Annotated in this window: 15 protein-coding genes and 1 pseudogene; 1 reads left to right on the forward strand and 15 read right to left on the reverse strand. The window is 51.1% G+C overall.

Features of this window, described 5'->3' with window-relative positions:
* The first annotated feature begins 48 nt into the window (after positions 1-48).
* A complete protein-coding gene (locus WG891_RS21480) occupies positions 49-456 on the forward strand; it encodes a hypothetical protein (protein WP_337264409.1) in 408 nt (135 codons plus the stop codon).
* Positions 457-559: 103 nt separating this feature from the next.
* Here the strand turns inward: WG891_RS21480 and WG891_RS21485 are convergent, their stop codons facing one another.
* The 15 genes and pseudogenes from WG891_RS21485 to WG891_RS27095 all read right to left on the reverse strand — a co-directional run.
* Positions 560-1,264, reverse strand: a complete 705-nt coding sequence (locus WG891_RS21485) for a hypothetical protein (RefSeq protein ID WP_337264410.1) — start codon at positions 1,262-1,264, stop codon at positions 560-562.
* Positions 1,265-1,530: 266 nt separating this feature from the next.
* Entirely contained in the window at positions 1,531-4,845 is a 3,315-nt protein-coding gene (locus tag WG891_RS21490) for a DEAD/DEAH box helicase (RefSeq protein WP_337264411.1), read from the reverse strand.
* 11 nt (positions 4,846-4,856) lie between these two features.
* Positions 4,857-5,630, reverse strand: coding sequence for a hypothetical protein (locus WG891_RS21495; RefSeq protein ID WP_337264412.1), 774 nt, complete (start codon positions 5,628-5,630; stop codon positions 4,857-4,859).
* A gap of 218 nt (positions 5,631-5,848) precedes the next feature.
* Positions 5,849-6,856 carry a hypothetical protein gene (locus WG891_RS21500; protein ID WP_337264413.1) on the reverse strand — a complete coding sequence of 336 codons (1,008 nt, stop codon included), beginning with the start codon at positions 6,854-6,856 and terminating at the stop codon, positions 5,849-5,851.
* A gap of 381 nt (positions 6,857-7,237) precedes the next feature.
* On the reverse strand, positions 7,238-8,134 hold the full coding sequence (locus tag WG891_RS21505; protein ID WP_337264414.1) for a hypothetical protein: 897 nt from the start codon (positions 8,132-8,134) through the stop codon (positions 7,238-7,240).
* A gap of 216 nt (positions 8,135-8,350) precedes the next feature.
* Positions 8,351-9,496, reverse strand: coding sequence for an MFS transporter (locus WG891_RS21510; protein ID WP_076942261.1), 1,146 nt, complete (start codon positions 9,494-9,496; stop codon positions 8,351-8,353).
* Between the two features lie 120 nt (positions 9,497-9,616).
* Positions 9,617-10,177: a 4Fe-4S dicluster domain-containing protein gene (locus WG891_RS21515; RefSeq protein ID WP_337264415.1), complete on the reverse strand. Its 561-nt coding sequence runs from the start codon at positions 10,175-10,177 to the stop codon at positions 9,617-9,619.
* Positions 10,177-10,785, reverse strand: coding sequence for a Tat proofreading chaperone DmsD (gene dmsD, locus WG891_RS21520; RefSeq protein ID WP_076942263.1), 609 nt, complete (start codon positions 10,783-10,785; stop codon positions 10,177-10,179). The genes WG891_RS21515 and dmsD overlap by 1 nt, the downstream gene beginning before the upstream one ends.
* Before the next feature lie 47 nt (positions 10,786-10,832).
* A complete protein-coding gene (locus WG891_RS21525) occupies positions 10,833-11,693 on the reverse strand; it encodes a DmsC/YnfH family molybdoenzyme membrane anchor subunit (RefSeq protein WP_337264416.1) in 861 nt (286 codons plus the stop codon).
* A gap of 1 nt (position 11,694) precedes the next feature.
* Entirely contained in the window at positions 11,695-12,312 is a 618-nt protein-coding gene (locus WG891_RS21530; RefSeq protein WP_337264417.1) for a DMSO/selenate family reductase complex B subunit, read from the reverse strand.
* 10 nt (positions 12,313-12,322) lie between these two features.
* Positions 12,323-14,776 (reverse strand): dimethylsulfoxide reductase subunit A, encoded by a 2,454-nt coding sequence (dmsA, locus tag WG891_RS21535; RefSeq protein WP_337264418.1) that lies wholly within the window; start codon positions 14,774-14,776, stop codon positions 12,323-12,325.
* Positions 14,777-15,114: 338 nt separating this feature from the next.
* Entirely contained in the window at positions 15,115-16,407 is a 1,293-nt protein-coding gene (gene serS / locus WG891_RS21540) for a serine--tRNA ligase (RefSeq protein ID WP_337264419.1), read from the reverse strand.
* A 110-nt stretch (positions 16,408-16,517) separates the two neighbouring features.
* Positions 16,518-17,861: a replication-associated recombination protein A gene (locus tag WG891_RS21545; RefSeq protein ID WP_156292898.1), complete on the reverse strand. Its 1,344-nt coding sequence runs from the start codon at positions 17,859-17,861 to the stop codon at positions 16,518-16,520.
* Between the two features lie 8 nt (positions 17,862-17,869).
* Entirely contained in the window at positions 17,870-18,481 is a 612-nt protein-coding gene (gene lolA / locus WG891_RS21550; RefSeq protein ID WP_076942269.1) for an outer membrane lipoprotein chaperone LolA, read from the reverse strand.
* A gap of 196 nt (positions 18,482-18,677) precedes the next feature.
* Positions 18,678-20,696 (reverse strand): annotated as a pseudogene (locus WG891_RS27095) (DNA translocase FtsK); the annotation flags it as partial.
* Between the last annotated feature and the right edge of the window lie 610 nt (positions 20,697-21,306).

Consider the following 21,306-nt stretch of genomic DNA (forward strand, 5'->3'; position numbering starts at 1 on the left):
TCACTGTGAGAATACTGTTTTGCCATATTTTGCCTCAGGTTCGTTGTATTGAATGAAGGCAGCATGTGGCAGCAGAGTTTTGTTAACAATATGAGTTCGCCGGACGCTTACGACCATGCCATTCACTGCTACGACTCAATAGAATCACTGGTAGAAACCGTTTCCAGTTGCGACTACCCGAGAGTTTTCTTTGACATTGATTTGGACTATTTTACCGAAAGCCCTGACTCATGCGGCGGAGGCTCGGATGTCACCCTGGTCGCTGAAAACGATATTCGTTCAGTCTTAAATCCAGCGAATCCCCTCCTCTCATGGGTATTCCCACGCATGGCGGGTATGACCATCGCGACTGAGCCTGAATTCTGCGGCGGAATGATCAATTCAAACCACTTGCTCTCTATTGTCAGCGACTCGTTATTCGACCCACAACTCTGTAGCCATCGCCCTCTTGAATAGTTTTTAGGTAACCGAGAAAAACACACTACATTCGCCGTTGCGTGTCAGGAACAACATTAGTGCCGTTACCAAGAGTACCTACAAAGCCTCTCTAGTCAATGTTTCAAGGTAGCTTATGCCAAAATTCAGCGCTGAAATTGTTTAATCTACGCGTAAATGGGTCAATCTTCGCTTGAAACATTTGTGGGATTAACGCCCCGTCACCACCATTCCTGAAATATTCTTTGACCGAATGGAGACCTAATATCTTTAGGTATTCCCATTCGCGATACAGTTTGTCCTGTCTATCCAGCTTCTGTTTAGCCACGCTTGGCTTCCGGTTTGATAATGGTATCAAGTAATCCGGTCGCAAGTCGACATCATGGAAAAAGGTTATTTTTCCATAAACCCATTTATCCTCAGTTGATTGACGCCAATGATAGTTAACTCTCACCGTAATATGCTCGTTGAAATGGTATGGTTTCATGATCTGGTCTTCAATGCAGAATAGCAGCGCCTCCTTCTCTTCCTTTTCAACCCGGGATTTCATCTGTTGAACAGCATGAGCTAAATCGTTACCAGCCAAGCGGGCGCTATATTTCGTTTCTGCACACTTTTTGGCAGTTTTCGATTTGCTGTACTCTCCCAAGGTCTTTTCATACATTCGAAGTTGTGAAGCAACATATACCCCGCAACACTCAAGCCGAAGACACCGCAAAGCGTCAGGTCGCTCCTCACTCAGACACTGTTCAATAAGCTGATCTAAAATGTTTGTATCGACTGCTTTAAGGGCATCTCGCTCGTTGTGAGGAATATTAATCTCACTCATATTAATTCTCTTTCGAAGTTGATATGAAGCATATACATCCCCCCGTGAGGTATGAGACTGATACCTAGCCGCTCCTCCAGTCCAACAGATTCTTCCGGGTGATACCATCGATTCTTTTTGGCTTTAATCTGTTACTTAGTGTCCATTTGACCTTCTTAGCGAACATTATTTCTACAGCTAAATAATTTTATTTTACCGGCCGCAGACAAAGTAACAAGGCCAACTTTAATATTCTCATATTGCAACAGCACAAATTTTGGGAACAACTACGCACCAAACATTTGAGCTGTGTGTATAGCATTCTCAATACGCGTAACAACTGCATTGAATCTCTCATTTGGTGCTGAAGCCACTATATATGGCTCAATCAACGTGAACTTTCGATGGATAGCTCGCCGATTCACTCGTCTCCTGTAATGCTGTCTTAGGGCTAATTTTTCAATGCTATCGAGTCCAACCTGTACGCAAGAGCCTAAGACCTCCAGCGCAGTTGGGACAAGAGCCACCTCTGATCTTTCTGCGATTAATGCCCTAAGTACCTGCTGAGGTAAACCGCAGATATACGCAAGCTCAGGGACAATTTTCAGAACAAAGCTCCTAGCTTTCTCACATGATTTAATCAAGTGTTCTGGAGTCCCAAACAAACTTTCCAATTCGGCAAGCGTATCACCAGCCATCCACCTATTTAGCAAGGGGAAAATACGTCTGGATGCTAATTCCCCTCGCGACTGATCATCATTTAGATTTTTATATTCCGTTCCTAATAATCCTTCGAGGCTTTCACGACGAATAAGCAATGGTATAATATGTGGCCGTTCGGTAAGCCAACTAATGAACCATTCATACCAGGCTGACATTGGGGCGTCAGAGTTAATCGCTCCCGAAAGAGATTCACCTAGCTCACGAATGATATCCACTGGAACACCTGCTGCAGCGGCAAGACGATCTACCCATGTAAGACTATTAGATATACTCGGATCTGCGTGACGTAATGCAATAGCTGCTTCAATCCTCGAGTTTACCCAATGCTGATCCCCTCGTTGCCTTGCTCGAAAAGCTGCGAAAGAACGATTAAGCAATTCCTGGGCAGGAATATCAGACTCATTCATATTCTGCGATTCTCCGACTGGAAGTCTCCTTAGCATATAGGTAACCATTTCAGAGAGAGGGGCGTCAATTGCAGCAATATGAATCTGATCAAGTAAAGAGGTCATTGGATCATCAATGGTAAGACATTGGTCACTCTGAGAAAAAATAGCTTGAAGAGTCGTCCAATGGGCATCTATTGAGTTTTCCTCATTATTGAGGCTAACAACCTTACTTGGAACAACAAGGACAAACCCATATGATGAATCACCTGCTCTCCCTGCTCGACCAGCGGCATTCAATAGCTCGTGGGCTTCTAACTGCTCCATTCCGTTAATTGCCTGATCAAAACGGCTGTCTCCACCGATAATGACAATTTCACTAGGAAGATTCATTCCTTGCGCAAGGGTAGATGTAGCAACAATTATATTAATACCATCTTTCCTTTTAAATAAGGACTCATGTAATTGACGCTCAACCGACAGAAGAAGGCCATGATGGCAGATGCTGGATGAAATTAATCTTTCACCTGCTTCAACCTCAATATAGAGGTGCGTCGCCCCACCACACTCATCAAGCGCAACTTCGTATAGATGTTTCTCTTCTTCAGAAAGCAAGCAACCTTGCCTACCAAGAGAGAGGGAAATAGTTCTCGATGCGCTATTAACCAATGGTATTGTTTGCGCAAATATCAGTGTTTTTAAACCTTGTCGTGCTGTGGATGTTCCAATCGTGGCTGCGACTTGATTACCATTCGGTGTTAAATACCAGTCTTGCCTTTTTGTTACCCCATTAGTAAGCATTACTGGCTGCTCAAGTAATGGTAAAAGTGTGTAGTCATTACGACTTCGGGATTGCCAAGTCTGATGAAGGCAAAAGAATCCATAAGGTCTAGCTTTTAATTTTCTTTTCAACGATTGCGGAGCATCCTTAGTGATCGCATTTATACGTTCAACTCTGAGCCTCATTTCTAAGGTAGCAATCTCTTCTTGAGAATAAACCACACATCCTCTTACCTGACGAGTAGGTTTCCATGTCAGAGCTAACGCCAAACACCTGCGCCCCGTCAGTGTTTCCATCCAAGCCGCTATTTCTTCAGTATTCCTCATCATCGCTGAAAGAAATAAAAGGTCAGAGTTTGGTGCAATGGCTACAAAATTAAGTACACATAACATGGCATCAATTGCACGACGACTGCGATCCATATCACGTGGATGTAACAGATGACATTCATCAAAAATCAATAACCCAACTCTGGAAAAAACCTCTCGATCAAAACTCAACATCGCAAGGCAACGCTCTGGCGTCATGACTGAGATAGCAGGTAACGTTCTTTCATTAAGTTCAAAAATCAACTCTTCTGGACGCTCTTGTATAACCTCTGCATTTGGGAATGTCCCTGTAATCGCTTTAGCCGTTTGATCAACAAGTGCAAGTGTTGGAACAAGAAAAACAACCTTCATTCCATTAAGGAGCGCTGTCGCAATTTTTAACTCAGCTAAAGTCGACTTTCCCGCACCTGTTGGGAAACTGATAGCTGAAGAAACTCCTATTTCCAGATATCCTGAAGCGATGGCCTGACGATGATTTCGCCATAAATATGGGCGATGTTCAGCAATAGTTTTTAAGACATCTAACCAACGCCCTGGATTTATATTTTGTGGCGAGGGTATCTTTACGAGAGCAGAATCAAACAAATCTCTGGAGACAGATGAAAGTAACGATGCCAGGTGCAAAGGCCCTGGATAGACGCTGTTAGTAAAAATAGTTACTTCGTCTGTTATCACATCAATAGGCTCAATACAAAGTTTCTTTACTTCATCAAACTGATTTTTTGGCTCAATCTCGCCAAATGAATCAACACCAAGCATGCGAGCAGCTAATGCACACACTCCTTTTAAAAGCATGAAGTAAAGTGCTCTAACAGCCTGCTCGGAATCATCTCCTTCAAGAATCTGTTCTGATGTTGGCAGGACTGTTTCTAATATTTTACGAAACCTTCCATTAGCAAGATGAGCAATAGCATGTAGCAATGCTGCTTCAACCATGTCATTAGAATTAACGACAATTGCTTTTGCCATCTCTGCAGCGTCAGCACTTGATTCAGCGATAAGAAATAGGATGGTTGCGGATACTTCAGGTGAGATCCCATCGAGAGTAAGATAGCTTGCTCGCAAGGGTTTAACACGAAATTTGTCTGCCATTAAAGTGATATGATGGGCAGTTCCAGCTACAAACGCTGCTGCAGCTCTATTTTCTCTTTCATCTAGTACAGATACAAATGCTTCATTTGCATACGCTAAACGCTTCATTTCATCTACAATATTGGCAATATCATCTGGCACTATAGTATTCGCAGCCGAATGTTGTAATCGAACCCGAGCAGATACTAGAGATGCATAAGCATTTGTGAGCTTTTTCGGTAAATCGTCTAAATCAAGTCCAGAAAAAGGAGGCGCACTAGCAATAAGTCTAACAGTGTCGGAATCAAACATCTCAATCTACCTCATCCCTGAATCAAAGCTATTGCCTTTTCTGCGAGCGCCTGCATCCAAGGTCGAAGGTTCTGAACATAAAATGTTTCTCCTTGGCGTCGTTGGTTATCTCCTGGCACGACTGCGTCAAACTCCTTAAATAGGCGTTGTCTACCAGTATCGCTATTATGAGTCGTACAGACTGTAATGCTAATGCGATAGTGTCTAACACTTCCCCAGATAATATTCTCAATTGCGAGATCAGGATCTAGGTCGGGTTGTGTCTGCAAAAGAGACGTGACCTCAGCAGTCAGTAGATTCTCACGCTCACCAGCCTCAAGTGCTGCAAACTCAGGCCATACATCTTCTCGAATAGTATTTCGAGGAGCATCTGTTGCTTTATCTTCAAATATAATGGCAGCAGTAACAACCCCCGTTTGCACATCAATCTTGAGTTGGAGTCCATCAAACCCTTTTTCAGCATGTATCATATGAGGAGCTCGAATAATTCCGCTGGGAGTTCCTCGATGAGCAGCAATCCATGATATTACTTGAAACATCCACCCATCTCGATGCCATGGTTTCTCATCAGGTGGAACTGTCAATAACCTGATAGCTCCAAGGACTGCATTATCTGTCGCTGGTCGAGCTACTAAAGATGTACCCGCAAGAATCCGCTGCACATGGCGAGACTGTCCCAATGCAACAAGGGCAATTTGCTGAGCTAATGCATCCAGATCAGTAACTGTCCATGTATTTCCATGACATAGATCACTATGTTCATATGGTGCTATGCTAATTGTCATCTGTCACCATGCAAGATTATTTTTAATTACCACTTTACATCTTTTTCTACTATGCACAAAGAGTTCAGTAGCTTAATGAAATGGAGCATTTAACGGCAGCATGCAATTTTTAGGAAGACAGTTTAAAACATGGCAACATAATTTATGATTTTCACAAAAATCATATAAAGCTCTAGGCAGAATCACCACTCTTCAGCTTCAGTAATCAAGCATCCCAATCACCTTTCAATAATTGTTGCCTTCTCATCGTCGAGGACAAACCTTAACAGCTCGATACGCAATCGCCGTAAAGCGTTACTGAGATCATCGGAGATGGTCTCAGTGTAAGGAATCACCATTACTCTTCGACAATCACCGACCACCCCATGAACCAAAAGTTGTCCAATAGCTGAATAGATATCTGTGCGTGTCGCTGAACTTTTTACCTCATAGATCTCAACCACATTCTCCTCAACAGCAACTCCCAAGTCGATCAAGATATTCTTTACAAGACGACCACTCTGCGGCATTGGTTTCGACTTTCGCCATTCGTAGAGTGCATCGACTACCTCACCGTGTCGAGAGATGTAGTCGATCTTGCTAGATCGACTTCCTTTGCGCTTTCCACGCGCCTCAGCGTAATAATCCTCCAGTTGCTGCTTCTTATGCTGGAATTCGGTAGTGTTAAGCTCTCCATCTCGAACAGCTCGCTTGAAACGCACGATCTTATTGATGTAGCTGATAGCTGACCGCTTTGCGACTAAGCCTTCTATCGGCATCACTAACACTCCCTCTCGGATGTCTCCAGAAGTATCCGCGACATCAATCAAATGCTGATTACTCCACGCCAAAAATGCTGATTGGCCAACACCTTGTGTGCCGCCTCCAACACGACCCGAATGCATCAAGTAGATCAATCCAGTGGAATTGTCACGGGCGAAGAATCCAGCAATTCGATCGTTACGACCTGCATATGTTGTATTGATCTCAACAGAAATTTGGAGGCCTCCAGCCTCATGAAAGAGGCCAAACCAGTTTAGTCGTCTAGGATTTGGGACATCCGAAGCATTGTAGTTTGCAGACCAAAACCAATATTCACCATCATTGAACACATTCGCATCAAAGATCGTTCCACCAGGATAACCAATATTCTTGAAAGCTCTTCTCGGAAAATTACCTCGAAGCGTTTTTTCCAGCTTTCGTTGTGCCTTAGCAATTTCATCGCTCTCCTCCAGCAGTGAGAACATTTTTTCTCCTTTTTCGATTGTATTACCAACATGAAGCAACACTCCCCCAGATATCGGATTAAAATGTCCTCACATCAGGTAAGTAATCCTGTTATAAAATGCAAAAACTAACCGAGCCCGTGATGCAACAATGCCATCAAGATGAGATAGCCGTCACATTTATGACAAACAACAATTTTAGGGGCTTTATTGGGGGCTTCGTTCTAAATTTAAAATAATAACCATATTAAATTCAATTGGATAAAATAAGTTTCGAGTCCAGTCAGAGGAGCCAAATTTAACGCCATGGATTTCTTACCGAATCCGTGGCGTTTTTCATTTCAACGCTATCAAGCTCTAAACTGGCGCTCACAACAGCCGTTATCAGGCCCCCCCACAACGTCACTCTGGTGAGCGGTGATTTTTAATGAATAATTTCTGACCCGGGAAGTCGACAAGGACGGCGAAGTTTTTGAAAAAATTATTACCAATTAGGCCATCGGTTTCCATATGCTCAAATGCGCCGTCTAACAGTACCGCATTCAACCTAATATCTTCTTTGCCCACCTCATCAAGTTGAAACTCTGTTGCCGCGCACCCTTTATTGTTCATTTCTGCCATCACAAGCTGGCAAGGGAGGTGACTAAAAGAAGATTTAAGCCGATCTTTCCAAAAAATGGATACCGATGCGCCGGTATCCAAAACCATGTTGTAACGCTGTAAACGATGCGAAACATTCACCACAATGCCTTCCTGGCTAAGGCGCAGCGGCAAAGCCACCCAACCCTCGGCTACGTTGACGCCCAATGTTTGAACACTATCAGCCACCGACAGGCGCTGGGCTTTATAATCAATCAGTACCGCCTTCCCCTTGAATAAATCCAGGCCAATAACCATTGAGGTGGGAAGATGTCCATTGGGGATTAAAACCATTCCCCACGGGGTTAACGACACCCCTTGAACGTTGTTAAATATCATTCCATTGATCGAAAGCTGTGGAATATGGAATCTCTCATTGAGAAAGATCTTGCCCGTCAGGTCAGTAGTGCGCTCTTTTTCAGGATCGATGATCAACCCAGGCAGTTGCGCCATAACATCTTTTGATAGATGCAGAGCAATGGATGAGCCCGTATCGATCGAGAACGTCTGGCGCTTGCCAGCCATATCAATCTGGGTCACTGGGAGAGAGGTGTCATCCAACTGAAAAGGCATCTGCATAACTTTTGCAGTTGCGTTGACCACTAATGGGAGCACTGAAGATAAGAGGACAAATAGCATCGCCGTAAGTAAAAAATGCATGAGCGCTTTCCAATTCAGAGTTACCGTGAGTGCAATGTCACTTCACTATAGCGATCATTAGCAAACGGCGAGAGATAAAAAGTCATGGTGGCCTTAAACAGTCATTCATAACGTATCTCGTTGCCAATATTGTCTCGCGGACATAAAAAATCCGAGGTTAGCCAGCTAACCTCGGATTTTTATACTGCATCACCCAATAGTCTTCAGAGGATACTATCAGGCCGCCGCCAACGGGGTGTGGTGGTGGTCTGGTTTTTTCAACAGCATCAGCAGATAAATCAACGCCACGGCGGCGATCATTACAAACAGCAGACGATCGGAGTAATTTTGCATCAGCATAGAGGTCATTGACGGCCCCAGTAAGCTGCCGATGGTGTAACTCATCAACAGCGCCTGATTCATCGCCACCAACTCATGCGGCAGCACTTTTTCACAGGCCCAGGACATGGCGACCGGATAAAGGGTAAAACCGGCACAGCCAAGAATAAACAGCGCAGGCGCCATGGCATAGTTCCCCAGCATCGCGATGCTGGCCAGGATCACCACAAACACCTGAATGCGCAGCACTAACAGCCTGCCATAGCGATCGGCCATCCGCCCTACCGGCCATTGGCCGACGATTCCCGAGCTGACCAGCAGCGCCATCCAATACCCTACGCTGGCATCGCTCATCCCCTGATGAGCCAGATAAAGCGGCATCAGGCCATAAAGCGAACCCAGTACTATTCCAGAAATAATGCAGCCATTGATCCCCAAACGCGCGCTGCGGCGCTTGAACATGGGCCACACGGCGATCTGCTGCGGTTCGTCATTCTGGTTGTTCACACGGGCAAACAGCATGGGCAGCATCGCCGCGATCACGATGGCCGTCACCCAGGGCAGCACGTTCAGTAATTCAGTGGATACCATGCTCAGCAACAGTTGCCCTGCGACGGTCCCCAGATAGTAAACCATCATATAGGCCGCCAGCAGTTGGCCACGGTTGCTTTGGTTACCGCTGCGCAACAGGGCACTTTCGACGATCACCCAGATCCACGCGCACCCTACCCCGGCAAAAAAACGCCAGCCTACCCAACTCCAGAAATCCAGCGACAGCGCCATACCGGCAGTGGCCACGGCAAAAACCAGGCAAGAAAAATGATAGCTCCTGGTAAAACCAATGTGCTTGATCAGTTTGCCCGCAATCAGCGTGCCCACCAGGTTGCCGGTAAAATAAGAAGAGCTGACGACGCCCACTTGCCAAGTTGACAATTGAGCATGAGTTAACCAAAGAGGGACCAGGGTATTTAAGACGGCAATGGAAACCGTGAGCAATAACAGACCGCAGAGCAACAACAGCACTGGGCGGGAATATACGGACATAATGAAATTGAAACCGAACGCGCTAAGAGAGTGCGCGCATCATGCCACTGGCGATAAAAAAGTCAATCAGTGGCTAAGTGATAACCGCACAATATGTTGGTGCACCGAGCGCAACGCTGCTTATCCCTGCTCAGGCAAAGATTTTTCACCGTGCGGAGAAAGCGCAATATGGCCATGGAAGCAGGATAATTTACACAAGCCGCAGCCATTGCAACGCTCATTGTTACACTGCAATTGACGATCGCCGCTGGCAGAAACGCTGAAAGCCAACGCCTGCTGCGGGCAGTTAATCATGCACATTCGACAGCTGTCCTGCCGCCCAAGGCAGCTCAGGCTAATTTGCGGGCGCAACAACGTATCGCAAGGCATTTGCTCACGCAACGCCCCCGTTGGGCAGGCGGCGGTACATTTCCGGCAAGCGTCGCATTCGGTGAAATCGATGCTCAGCACCGCTTTGCCCTGTTCGATATGCAATAAACCATATGGGCAGCGGCTTACGCAGGCAGCACAGCCATCGCACAGCGCACCGAATAACGGTTCAGGCACGGCCTGGGGTGGGCAAGCCACCGCAGGCACGGCCAAAGACGGTTGTTCCGGCTGGCATTTTCGCCGCTCCATCCAGCCGGTCAGCAACCTGCGCCGGCTAGTGCCTTGCGGTGTGAGTTGCCGATCGTTCTTCATCAGTAATACAGTTCCCACTTAGCGATAGCTACCGGGCAATCTGCTGCCCAAGCGGCCAGCGTGACTTGCGCCAGTTGTGCCACTCCTTGGTAAAACGGATGCCCGGCGTGCTGCTGCAACAGTTCCAGGTAGCGTGGTGCCCAAGGCAGCAAATGCTCTGCCAGCAGCCCGCTCACCATGGCCTGCTGCTTTTCCTCTGCTAACCAGGCCGCCATCATCAGTAAAGTCCCGATATGGTCCTCTGGCTCATTGTGCTCGCGCTGGGCTTCGATACCGTTCACCCGCAGCCACTGGCGTAAACGCAGCGTCGAATCACCAAACAGCACGCTTTCTTTGTCGAGATATACCGATCCCCAAGGTGGTGCAGGTAAGGCATAAGGGCCAACGAACAGGCGTTGATAAGCCTCTGCCAGAGGCTCTGGTGGGTTATCCGCCAGCCCCTCGGCGATCAAGGCCGCAGCCTGCTGGCAGCCTTCATGCGGCCATTCCGCCGCCCATGTGGGATCCTGTAGCGTCGCCAGTAGTGGCTGGCACTCTTTGCTCTCTGGCGGTGCATACAGCAAAATACCCAGCACGCGGCCGGTTAACGCGATTTTTTCAAGCATCATCACTCTGGCTTCTCTAGGGGCGCAGCGCGCTGCGCCCAGGTTAAACGTCAGCCAGCCACGGCCATGCCAACGGTCATATGCAGGCCGTAGAACACACCACGGCCAATCAACTCACCGGCAAAGACTAACACAAAGCCCAAGGTCAACCCCATCACCCCCGCATTACCACGGCGCAACAGTGGATAAATCCAGCATCCCAACCCCAGTACCAGCAGCACCAGCCGCCAGACCATCAGTTGGCCGTATTGCGGGATCAATGCCGAAGCCTGCTGTACCGAGCTATTGATCGTCGCCAGTTCGCTGCCTTGCAGCAGCGCAGAGCAAAGGCTGAGCAACAATGCCAGCACGCTCAACATCACCAGTTGGTAACGCCCAGAAACCTCCAGCCCGGCAGCACGCAGCAACAATACACCCAGCAGCGGCCCGCCGATCAGCACCGACAGGAAGAAGTTCAGCGTAGTGTAGCCATTATGCCAGGTGGGAACCGTATCGATCTGGTAGACGCGAGTCATGGCATAGACAAACAGCAAGCCCAGCACCATGGTCACTACCAGCCACGCTTTCCCCAACGACTGCGGCAGTTTTTTCAGCACCGCCAACAGCCAGTACAGGCCCCCTATCGCAAAGAACAGCGCACCGCTGGCAATTTCATTGCTCAGCGCCGAGTCGCCAATGCGATTCAACGAATTGAAGGCCCGCAGCGGCGTCCCCAAATGCAGCACCGAAGCGACAAACGCGATGCCCATCAGCAACCACAGGAAGAACATTGTGCCGTGGACCGCTTTACTCTGGCGATCGGTCAAATTCCCGGTGATCAGCGCCAGCCCCATGACTATCACGCCGCCCACCACAAACTGCCCTAATACGGTGAACACCATCAGCGGCCATTCATGCCATCCCATACCCATTTTAAACCTCCTTCGGATTGGCCAGATGGCCAGTAGTGTCACCACTTGGGCGGCTGTTGGCGTTCGGTTTCAGCACGATGCAGGGTTTGGTGAAATGGGCTGCCGGTAACGGAGCCACTTCCGCCAGGGTGCCATGCTGTTTGCGCAGTTCATCAATCGGGCCAAAATCCAGTGCGCGCAGCGGACAAGACTCCACGCACACCGGTTTTTTCCCTTCAGCCACGCGCTCGTAACAGCCATCACACTTGGTCATATGGCCTTTTTCCGCATTGTATTGTGGTGCGCCATACGGGCAGGCCATGTGACAATAGCGGCAACCGATACAAATCTCTTCATTCACCACGACCAAACCATCTTCCCGCTTATGCATCGCCCCGCTTGGGCACACTTTGGTACAGGCGGGATCTTCGCAATGGTTACAGGCGATCGACAGATAATAGGCGAACACATTCTGGTGCCAGCTATCCCCATCCTGCTGCCAGTCACCGCCGGCATATTCATAGATACGGCGGAAGCTGACCTCCGGCGTCAAATTTTTATAGTCTTTACAGGCCAGCTCGCAGGTTTTGCAGCCGGTGCAACGACTTGAATCGATAAAGAATCCATATTGCGTAGTCATCAGCTACTCCTTACAGTTTGGCGACCTGCACCAGGTTGGTATGAGAAGGGTTCCCTTTGGCAAGCGGCGAAGGACGCTGGGTAGTCAGTACGTTAATACTGCCAGCGTGATCGATACGGCTGCCGTCTGGTGAATACCAGGCCCCCTCACCCAGCGCGACCACGCCTGGTAACATACGTGGCGTGACTTTGGCATTAATGCGCACCTCACCACGATCGTTATAAATGCGGATCAGGTCACCATTGCTGATTCCGCGAGCCTTCGCATCAATCGGGTTGATCCACATCTCCTGACGACAAGCCGCTTTCAGCACATCCACATTGCCGTAGGTGGAGTGGGTACGCGCTTTAAAGTGGAAACCGGTCATCTGCAGCGGATACTTGCTGCTCAGGGGATCGGCTGGGCTTTCAAAACCTGCGGCATAAATGGGCAATGGGTGTATTACATCGTCTTTTTCCAGTTCCCAGGTGGCCGCCAGCTTCGCCAGTTCAGCAGAGTAGATTTCGATCTTGCCGGATGGCGTGGTCAGCGGGTTAGCCTGCGGATCGGCACGGAACGCTTTGTATGCCACATGGTGGCCATCAGGATCGCGCTGTTTGAAGATCCCCTGCTGCAAGAATTGCTCATAGTCAGGCAACGCCGGGATTTTCTCACGGGACTGCTGGTAAAGATGGCGCAGCCACTCTTCCTGCGTCCGGCCTTCGGTGAACGCCTGCTCCACCCCCATGCGCCGAGCGATCTCGCTGGTCATGTCATAAATGTTTTTGCATTCAAAACGCGGTTTAATGGCCTGATCGGCAAAAATGACGTAGCCCATATTGCCGCTCGAGGCATCCAGGCAGAAATCCCGCTGTTCAGAAGCGGTGCAATCCGGCAGCACCAGGTCTGCGTATTTCGCCGACGACGTCATGTGGTTATCGATCACCACAATCATTTCGCACTTCTTGTCGTCCTGCAGAATGTCGTGAGTCCGGTTGATTTCAGAGTGCTGGTTAACCAGGCAGTTACCGGCATAGTTCCAGATAAACTTGATTGGCACATCCAGCTTGTCTTTACCACGCACACCGTCGCGCTTGGCGGTCATTTCCGGCCCGCGCAGGATGGCATCGGTCCACAGGAACATTGAGATGCTGGTTTTTACCGGGTTTTCCAAGGTTGGCATGCGCACGAACGGTAGCCCGTAAGATCCTTCACGCGCTCCGCTGTTGCCGCCATTAATCCCTACGTTACCGGTCAGGATCGGCAGCATGGCAATGGCACGCGAGGTCAACTCACCGTTGGACTGGCGCTGTGGCCCCCATCCCTGGCAGATATAAGCTGGCTTCACACTGCCGATTTCACGCGCCAGTTGGATGATGCGAGCAGCCGGAATGCCGGTGATTTGTTCAGCCCAGGCAGGCGTTTTCGCCACGCCGTCCTCGCCCTGGCCCAGGATATACGCCTTGTAGTGCCCATTGGCCGGAGCGCCAGCTGGCAAGGTTTTCTCGTCGTAACCGACGCAGTATTTATCCAGGAAAGGCTGATCGACCAGATTCTCACTAATCAGCACGTGTGCTAATCCGGCGACCAGTGCCGCATCGGTACCAGGGCGGATGGGAATCCATTCATCTTCACGCCCAGCAGCGGTGTCGGTATAACGCGGATCGATAACAATCATGCGCGCATTCGAACGCTCACGCGCCTGTTCCAGCAGGTAGGTGACGCCACCGCCGCTCATGCGGGTTTCACCAGGGTTATTACCGAACATCACCACCAGTTTGCTGTTTTCGATATCGGTCGGGCTGTTGCCATCGGCCCACCCCCCATAGGTATAGTTCAGGCCAGCGGCAATCTGGGCCGTGCTGTAGTCACCATAGTGGTTCAGATAGCCGCCGCAGCAGTTCATCAGGCGGGCAATCAGCGTAGCACCCGGCGGCCAGGAGCGGGTCATGGTGCCGCCCAGTGTCCCGGTGCCGTAGTTCAGGTAGATGGCTTCGTTACCATAGTCTTTAATGATGCGCTGCAGGTTATCGCTAATCAGCGTGAAGGCCTCATCCCAACTGATGCGTTTGAACTTGCCTTCACCGCGTTTACCCACCCGCAGCATGGGGTATTTCAGGCGATCGGGGTTGTATACACGGCGGCGCATTGAACGCCCACGCAGGCAAGCACGCACCTGATGCAGTTCTGCGTACTCATCGTTACCGGTGTTATCGGTTTCGACATATTTGATTTCACCGTCGGTAATATGCATCCGCAGTGGGCAACGGCTACCGCAGTTTACCGTGCAGGCGCTCCATACCACTTTTTCATCGGGTTGTTTGGTGGCCGGGGTTGTTGGAGAGGTATCAGCACCCGCTTGGCGGCTGAACGGTAGGGAGATCCCGCCGACAGCAAGCGCAAGGCCGCCGATAGCGCTACTCTTAACCAGTTTTCGTCGCGAGCACTGGAGGCCGGACAATGGTTTTTTTTCAGATTCGCTCATATTGGTTTCGCTCTGGGTTGCTTCAGTTAGCCAGTGGATTGGCAACGAGAAAACCTGCAATCAAGGTGTTACGACATTCCGAAAGCAGATCAGCTTTAAACACGCAGGCAAAATCGTTTTTATTGTGGCCTGCGAACAGTGGAACTATCCTCCTAAAGAGGTAGTTTCGCTTTGTTCGCAATCAATAAATGGTTGATATAAACAACCTTATTGATAATGATTTTTATTTAATAATTTGTTGGGCTAAGGCAGGGAAATTTAATTGGGGATGCGTTTTACAACGTAGACGAAAAAAGCGCCCGCAGGCGCTTTTTAATGATGATGCTCGGAACTGATGGTTAACCGATATATTCCAAACCATCCATGTAAGGGCGTAATACTTCCGGCACCTGAATACGGCCATCAGCCTGCTGATAGTTCTCCAGCACCGCCACCAGGGTACGGCCCACGGCTAAACCAGAACCGTTCAGCGTGTGTACCAAACGCGGCTTTTTCTCGGTTTTGCTGCGGCAACGCGCTTGCATACGGCGCGCCTGGAAATCCCACATGTTGGAGCAGGAAGAGATCTCACGATAGGTATTCTGCGCCGGTAACCACACTTCCAGATCGTAGGTTTTGCATGCGCCAAAGCCCATATCGCCGGTACACAACAGCACCTTACGATACGGCAGATTCAGCAACTGCAACACCTTCTCCGCATGGCCAGTCAGTTCTTCCAAGGCGGCCATAGAGTCTTCCGGGCGCACAATCTGCACCATCTCAACTTTATCGAACTGGTGCATACGGATCAGGCCGCGCGTGTCGCGGCCGTAAGAACCGGCTTCAGAACGGAAACATGGCGTATGCGCCGTCATCTTCAGCGGCAAGTCTTCTTCGTCGAGGATCTCGTCACGCACCAGGTTGGTGACAGGGACTTCCGCAGTGGGGATCAGCGCATAGTTGCCGCTGTCTGATTCCTCTTCCAGCGGCTTGGTGTGGAACAGATCTTCACCAAACTTAGGCAACTGCCCCGTGCCGTACAAGGTGGCATGGTTGACCAGATACGGTACGTAAGTTTCCAGATAACCGTGTTTCTCGGTATGCAGATCCAGCATAAACTGCGACAGCGCACGGTGCATGCGGGCCATTTGCCCCTTCATCACCACAAAGCGAGAACCGGTCAGTTTTACCGCGGCGGCAAAATCCAGGCCGCCAGCCATTTCGCCCAGTTCGACGTGATCGCGCACGGCGAAATCGTATTGACGCGGCTCGCCCCAGCGGCTGACTTCCAGATTCTCGCTGTCGTCTTTTCCGTTCGGTACGGCGTCGTCCGGCAGGTTTGGCAACGTCAGCGCGTAATCACGGATCTCATTTTGCAGCTTATCCAGTTCGGCTTTAGCGGCATCCAGCTTTTCACCCAGTTCGTTCACTTCGCGACGCAGCGGCTCGATATCTTCACCGCGCGCTTTGGCTGCGCCGATGGATTTCGATCGGGAATTACGTTCTGCCTGCAGCGTTTCGGTTTCCACCTGCAGAACTTTACGGCGCTCTTCTTGCGAACGCAGCAGGTCCAAATCGAGTTTAAAGCCTCTGCGAGCCAGTTTTACGGCGACTGCGTCTAGCTCATTACGCAGCAAATTGGGATCGAGCATGCTAATCCTGTGCTTGTTGTTATTGAAAGAGAAATTGTTGTTTCATGCGGCGAAGTTAAAGCCGCACAAAAAGAAGAGTGATACCCGTTAACCTTACCGCAACGGCAACGCTAGCGGTAGCGTTTTGTCTGGCTATTTTGATCCTGCTCAGCGAGCCATGCCAACTTTTCACCGATTTTACCTTCCAGCCCGCGCGAGGTCGGATGATAGTAGCGCGTAGCCGCCATTTCTGGAGGGAAATAACTCTCGCCAGCCGCATAGGCATTGGGTTCGTCGTGAGCATAACGATACTCCGCTCCTAAGCCCATTTCTTTCATCAGCTTGGTCGGCGCGTTGCGTAAATGCTCCGGCACATCGTAATCCGCCCCCTCTTTGGCATCACGAATTGCCGCTTTAAATGCGGTGTAAACAGCGTTACTTTTCGGCGCGCAGGCCAAGTAAACAATCGCCTGGGCGATGGCGCGTTCGCCTTCCGCCGGCCCGACGCGGGTGAAACAGTCCCAGGCCGCGATCGCCACCTGCATAGCGCGAGGATCGGCGTTGCCGACATCTTCAGACGCAATCGCCAACAAGCGGCGCGCCACATAGAGCGGATCGCCCCCCGCGGTAATGATACGCGCGTACCAGTACAGCGCCGCATCCGGTGCTGAACCACGTACCGACTTATGCAGTGCAGAGATAAGATCGTAATAGCGGTCACCTTTGTTGTCGAAGCGTGCACTGCGCTCACCAGAGACCTCTTTCAACAATTCCGGCGTTAATACCCGCATTCCCTGCGCATCGATCTCCGCCATATCGGCCATCATTTCCAGGCTGTTCAAAGCCCGACGGGCATCGCCCCCCACAAGCTCTGACAACATACGCTTGGTTTCTGCTGGCAAGACAACATTCTGCCCGCCAAAACCGCGGCTGTTATCCTGCATGGCCTGCTCCAGCACCTGGCAGATGTCTTCGGCGGTAAGCGCTTTCAGCAGATAGACACGAGCGCGGGATAGCAAGGCCGAATTGAGCTCAAAAGAGGGGTTTTCCGTGGTCGCACCGATAAAGGTGATGGTGCCGTCTTCGATATGCGGTAAGAAGGCATCCTGCTGGCTTTTGTTGAAACGGTGCACTTCGTCGACAAACAAAATGGTGCGGCGCCCGGCATCGCGATTTTGCCGCGCACGTTCGATCGCCTCGCGGATTTCCTTAATGCCGGAAGTCACCGCGGAGATCCGCTCGACGTCTGCCTGACCATAGCGGCCAATCAGCTCTGCCAGCGTCGTTTTCCCGGTTCCCGGTGGGCCCCACAGGATCATCGAGTGCAGTTGCCCGGCTTCGATCGCCCGTGGCAAAGGCTTACCCACTGCCAGCAAATGCTGCTGGCCGATGTACTGTGCAAGCGTTGTTGGCCGCATACGCGCGGCCAAGGGTTGAAATTCATTGTGGGAAAAATCGAGCGACAGATTACTCACGCAGGCCTCTACTTCCGCTGGTCGTCCAGCGTCACTCCCTTCGGCGGGGTAAATTTGAATTTGGCGGCATCAACGCTGCTATTCTGCTGGCTTTTTAGCTGATAATCACTGCGTTGGCCGTCTTGTTCAACCGCGGTAAAACTCTTGATCGTACCGCTGTTGGTAACTGTGATGGCAAATTGCTTCAGATTGCCACTGCTGGCTTTTGGCGTCAGCTCAAAATCATCGCCTTTTTGCTTAACATGGTACTGTTTCCAATCGTTGGCATTATTGCGGGTGATCAGCATAAACGGCGTATTGCCAGTGGCATTTTTCAGCCAGGTCGCCGTCACCTGCTCAACAAATGGGTTGTAGAACCACAGGGTTTCGCCGTCGGAAACCAGCACGCTCTCGTCTGGCGAGGTCATATGCCAGTTAAACAGGTTCGGGCGTTTGACCCACAGTTCACCTTCCCCTTGCTGCACCGCAGCGCCGTCGCCGCTGGTCACCGACTGGGAGAAACTGGCGTGGAAACTGTTCACTTTCGCCAGGCGACTTTGCAGATCTTGAGCGGCATCCGCCAGCACGGATGTGGAGGCAAATCCCGAAAGCAGACAACAGGCAACTAACAGTTTTTTCATTATTCCAAGCACCTTATGAAATACATTTACCGCAAGGCAACACCGTGCGGATCAAATAACCTTCAACGCTCACCACTGTACCTGAAGCCCTGAACGGGCTGCCAGAACAATACGCCAAGAAATTGCTGGGTTTACGCTTCTTTGCACAAGGGCCGCAAAAGCGGCCCTTTATTTCTACGTGGCTAGAGAACGGCCATCAATCATGGCGCGGCGGAGCCAAGACTTCACGGTTACCGTTATGGCCTTGCTCACTGACGATCCCCTGCGCTTCCATCTGTTCAATGATGCGCGCAGCGCGGTTATAGCCGATGCGGAACTGGCGCTGTACGCCAGAGATAGAGGCGCGGCGTTTATCCACCACAAACTCCACGGCCTGATCGAACAGCGGATCCAGCTCTTCATCACCGTCCAAGCTGCCCCCGGTACCGCCTTCACCCTCATCACCACCACTGAGGATACCTTCTTTGTACTGTGGCCGTTCACGCGCTTTCCAATCTTTCACCACGGCGTGCACTTCCTGATCGCGAACAAAAGCGCCGTGCACACGCACCGGAATGGAGGAGTTTGGTGCCAAATACAGCATATCCCCCATCCCCAGCAAAGATTCTGCGCCGCTCTGATCGAGAATGGTACGGGAATCGATCTTGCTGGAAACGGTGAAGGCGATACGCGTTGGAATGTTCGCTTTGATCAAGCCGGTAATCACATCCACCGATGGACGCTGCGTTGCCAATACCAGGTGGATACCCGCAGCACGCGCTTTCTGTGCCAAACGGGCGATCAACTCTTCCACCTTCTTGCCGACCGTCATGATCAGATCGGCAAACTCATCCACCATCACCACGATGTAGGGTTCTTTTTCCAGCATCGGCATCACAGTACCCATGCCGTCACTCGGCTTCCAGAATGGATCCGGGATCGGCCTGCCCATGGCTTCAGCCTGATCGACCCGTTCGTTGTAACCCGCCAGATTGCGCACACCCAGTGCAGACATCAGCTTGTAGCGACGTTCCATCTCGGCAACACACCAACGCAGCGCATTAGCCGCGTCTTTCATGTCGGTGACCACATCGGTCAGCAGATGCGGAATACCTTCATAGACCGACAGCTCCAGCATTTTCGGGTCGATCATGATAAAGCGCACTTCTTTCGGCGTGGCTTTAAACAAAATACTCAGGATCATGGCGTTGACCCCAACCGACTTACCGGAGCCGGTGGTACCGGCCACCAACAGGTGCGGCATTTTGCCCAGATCCGCCACTACCGGCTGGCCTGAAATATCTTTACCCAACACGATCGCCAGCGGCGATGGATTGTCGCGGAACGCCGGGCAGTCCAGCACTTCACGCAGATACACGGTCTGGCGCTTGGCGTTTGGCAACTCAATCCCTACATAAGGTTTACCAGGGATCACCTCAACCACACGCACCGCCGAGGTTGAAAGCGAGCGAGCCAGATCGCGCGACAGGTTGGAAATACGTGCGGCCTTGACGCCAGGGGCCAGATCCAGTTCGAAACGCGTAATCACCGGGCCAGGCAGAATATCGACAACGTCAGCCTTAACCCGATAATCCGCCAGGCTGGCTTCCACCAAACGGGCCTTCTGCTCCAGCTCGAAAGAATCGATCGGCGCCACCTCTTTCGGGGCTTCAGCCAACAGATCCAGCGTCGGCAAAGGCGTTGTCGGCTTCTGCAATGGCTGATCGTTACGCATCAGGAACGGGTGGATCAGGCTGTCCATCGCTGGTGCAGCAGGTTGCGGCTGCGCAGGTGGCTGATAAGGCTGTTGCGCTTGGTAAGCAGGTGCCGGCGGAGTTTGAGGCCGCGGTGCCTGATAAGCAGGCGCTTCTGGCTCAAACTGGCCGAAAGGCACGTCGTCTTCCTGTTCACTTTGCAGCTCAATACGTTCTTCGAGCTGCGGTGACAGGGTGAATAATGGCTCGGTTGGGCCATCATCGACTAAATCTGCCATCGGCGAGAAGCTGAAGGCCTTACTGGTGTCCACTGGGCGTGACAGGGGGGCGGGTTCAGGCTCAATATGCTCTTCACCATAACGCGCCTGTTGCTGTTGCGCAAAAGCCTGGCCCAGTGCCGCTTCCTGCAAGGCACTTTCATCATCATGCTGATATTCTTCGCCATAGCGCTGGCTTTGCTGTTCGGCAAATGCCTGACGCAACGCGGCTTCCTGCAGCGCCTCATCATCCGGCGACTGACTGGCTGGCGGGGGTAGCTCTTCACTACGATGGCGCTGCTCTTGCTCTGCCAGGCGTTGTGAAGGCAGTTTGATCCCGTAAGAGGCCAGCTCACGCCGGGTTGGGATACGCACCGGGTTCGGGCGCGGTAATTCCGGGCCGATGCCTTGTTTGATCTGAGAGCTGCTATCGCTGGTGGCGGTAAATGCCGGCATAAAGGTGTGCGTTGCAGCGCCGGCGGCGGTTGTCGTACCGCCTGATGGTTTCACAGCCCCAAAGGCCGGCACATCATCGCGGCTGCTGAACCCGGTTGAACCACTGAAATCGACCTGATCGCGCTGTGCGGCAGAAAAGTCAAACGGCGACGGCTCCTGCTGCGGCGTGACGGATGCGTTCCAATCCCCCAAGCGCGGTTCATTCTCATCCTGATAGAGATCTGTCTGGCGTGTGGTTCTTGGCGCAGGTGTTTCTTCCGGCAGCTCAAATGAGTATAGCGGTGGCGTACTTTGCTCTGGCGCAGGGCTCAACGGATGCTGATTGACCGAAGCGGGCGCGGCGGGGGCCGCCGTCACCGCCGTTGACGTGATGATCGGTGCATCGCCCCGTGCATGCTCAGTTGCAACTGCGTAAGGT

The sequence above is a fragment of the Serratia sp. MMO-28 genome, assembly GCF_037199905.1.
GTDB lineage: Bacteria > Pseudomonadota > Gammaproteobacteria > Enterobacterales > Enterobacteriaceae > Chania > Chania oryzae.

Coding starts and splice junctions, on each gene's coding strand:
- WG891_RS21510 (WP_076942261.1), bottom strand. CDS start 9,496: ATGTCCGTATATTCCCGCCCAGTGCTGTTGTTGCTCTGCGGTCTGTTA.
- WG891_RS21490 (WP_337264411.1), bottom strand. CDS start 4,845: ATGTTTGATTCCGACACTGTTAGACTTATTGCTAGTGCGCCTCCTTTT.
- WG891_RS21505 (WP_337264414.1), bottom strand. CDS start 8,134: ATGCATTTTTTACTTACGGCGATGCTATTTGTCCTCTTATCTTCAGTG.
- WG891_RS21515 (WP_337264415.1), bottom strand. CDS start 10,177: ATGAAGAACGATCGGCAACTCACACCGCAAGGCACTAGCCGGCGCAGG.
- dmsD (WP_076942263.1), bottom strand. CDS start 10,785: ATGATGCTTGAAAAAATCGCGTTAACCGGCCGCGTGCTGGGTATTTTG.
- WG891_RS21495 (WP_337264412.1), bottom strand. CDS start 5,630: ATGACAATTAGCATAGCACCATATGAACATAGTGATCTATGTCATGGA.
- WG891_RS21485 (WP_337264410.1), bottom strand. CDS start 1,264: ATGAGTGAGATTAATATTCCTCACAACGAGCGAGATGCCCTTAAAGCA.
- WG891_RS21500 (WP_337264413.1), bottom strand. CDS start 6,856: ATGTTCTCACTGCTGGAGGAGAGCGATGAAATTGCTAAGGCACAACGA.
- WG891_RS21525 (WP_337264416.1), bottom strand. CDS start 11,693: ATGGGTATGGGATGGCATGAATGGCCGCTGATGGTGTTCACCGTATTA.
- dmsA (WP_337264418.1), bottom strand. CDS start 14,776: ATGAGCGAATCTGAAAAAAAACCATTGTCCGGCCTCCAGTGCTCGCGA.
- lolA (WP_076942269.1), bottom strand. CDS start 18,481: ATGAAAAAACTGTTAGTTGCCTGTTGTCTGCTTTCGGGATTTGCCTCC.
- WG891_RS21530 (WP_337264417.1), bottom strand. CDS start 12,312: ATGACTACGCAATATGGATTCTTTATCGATTCAAGTCGTTGCACCGGC.
- serS (WP_337264419.1), bottom strand. CDS start 16,407: ATGCTCGATCCCAATTTGCTGCGTAATGAGCTAGACGCAGTCGCCGTA.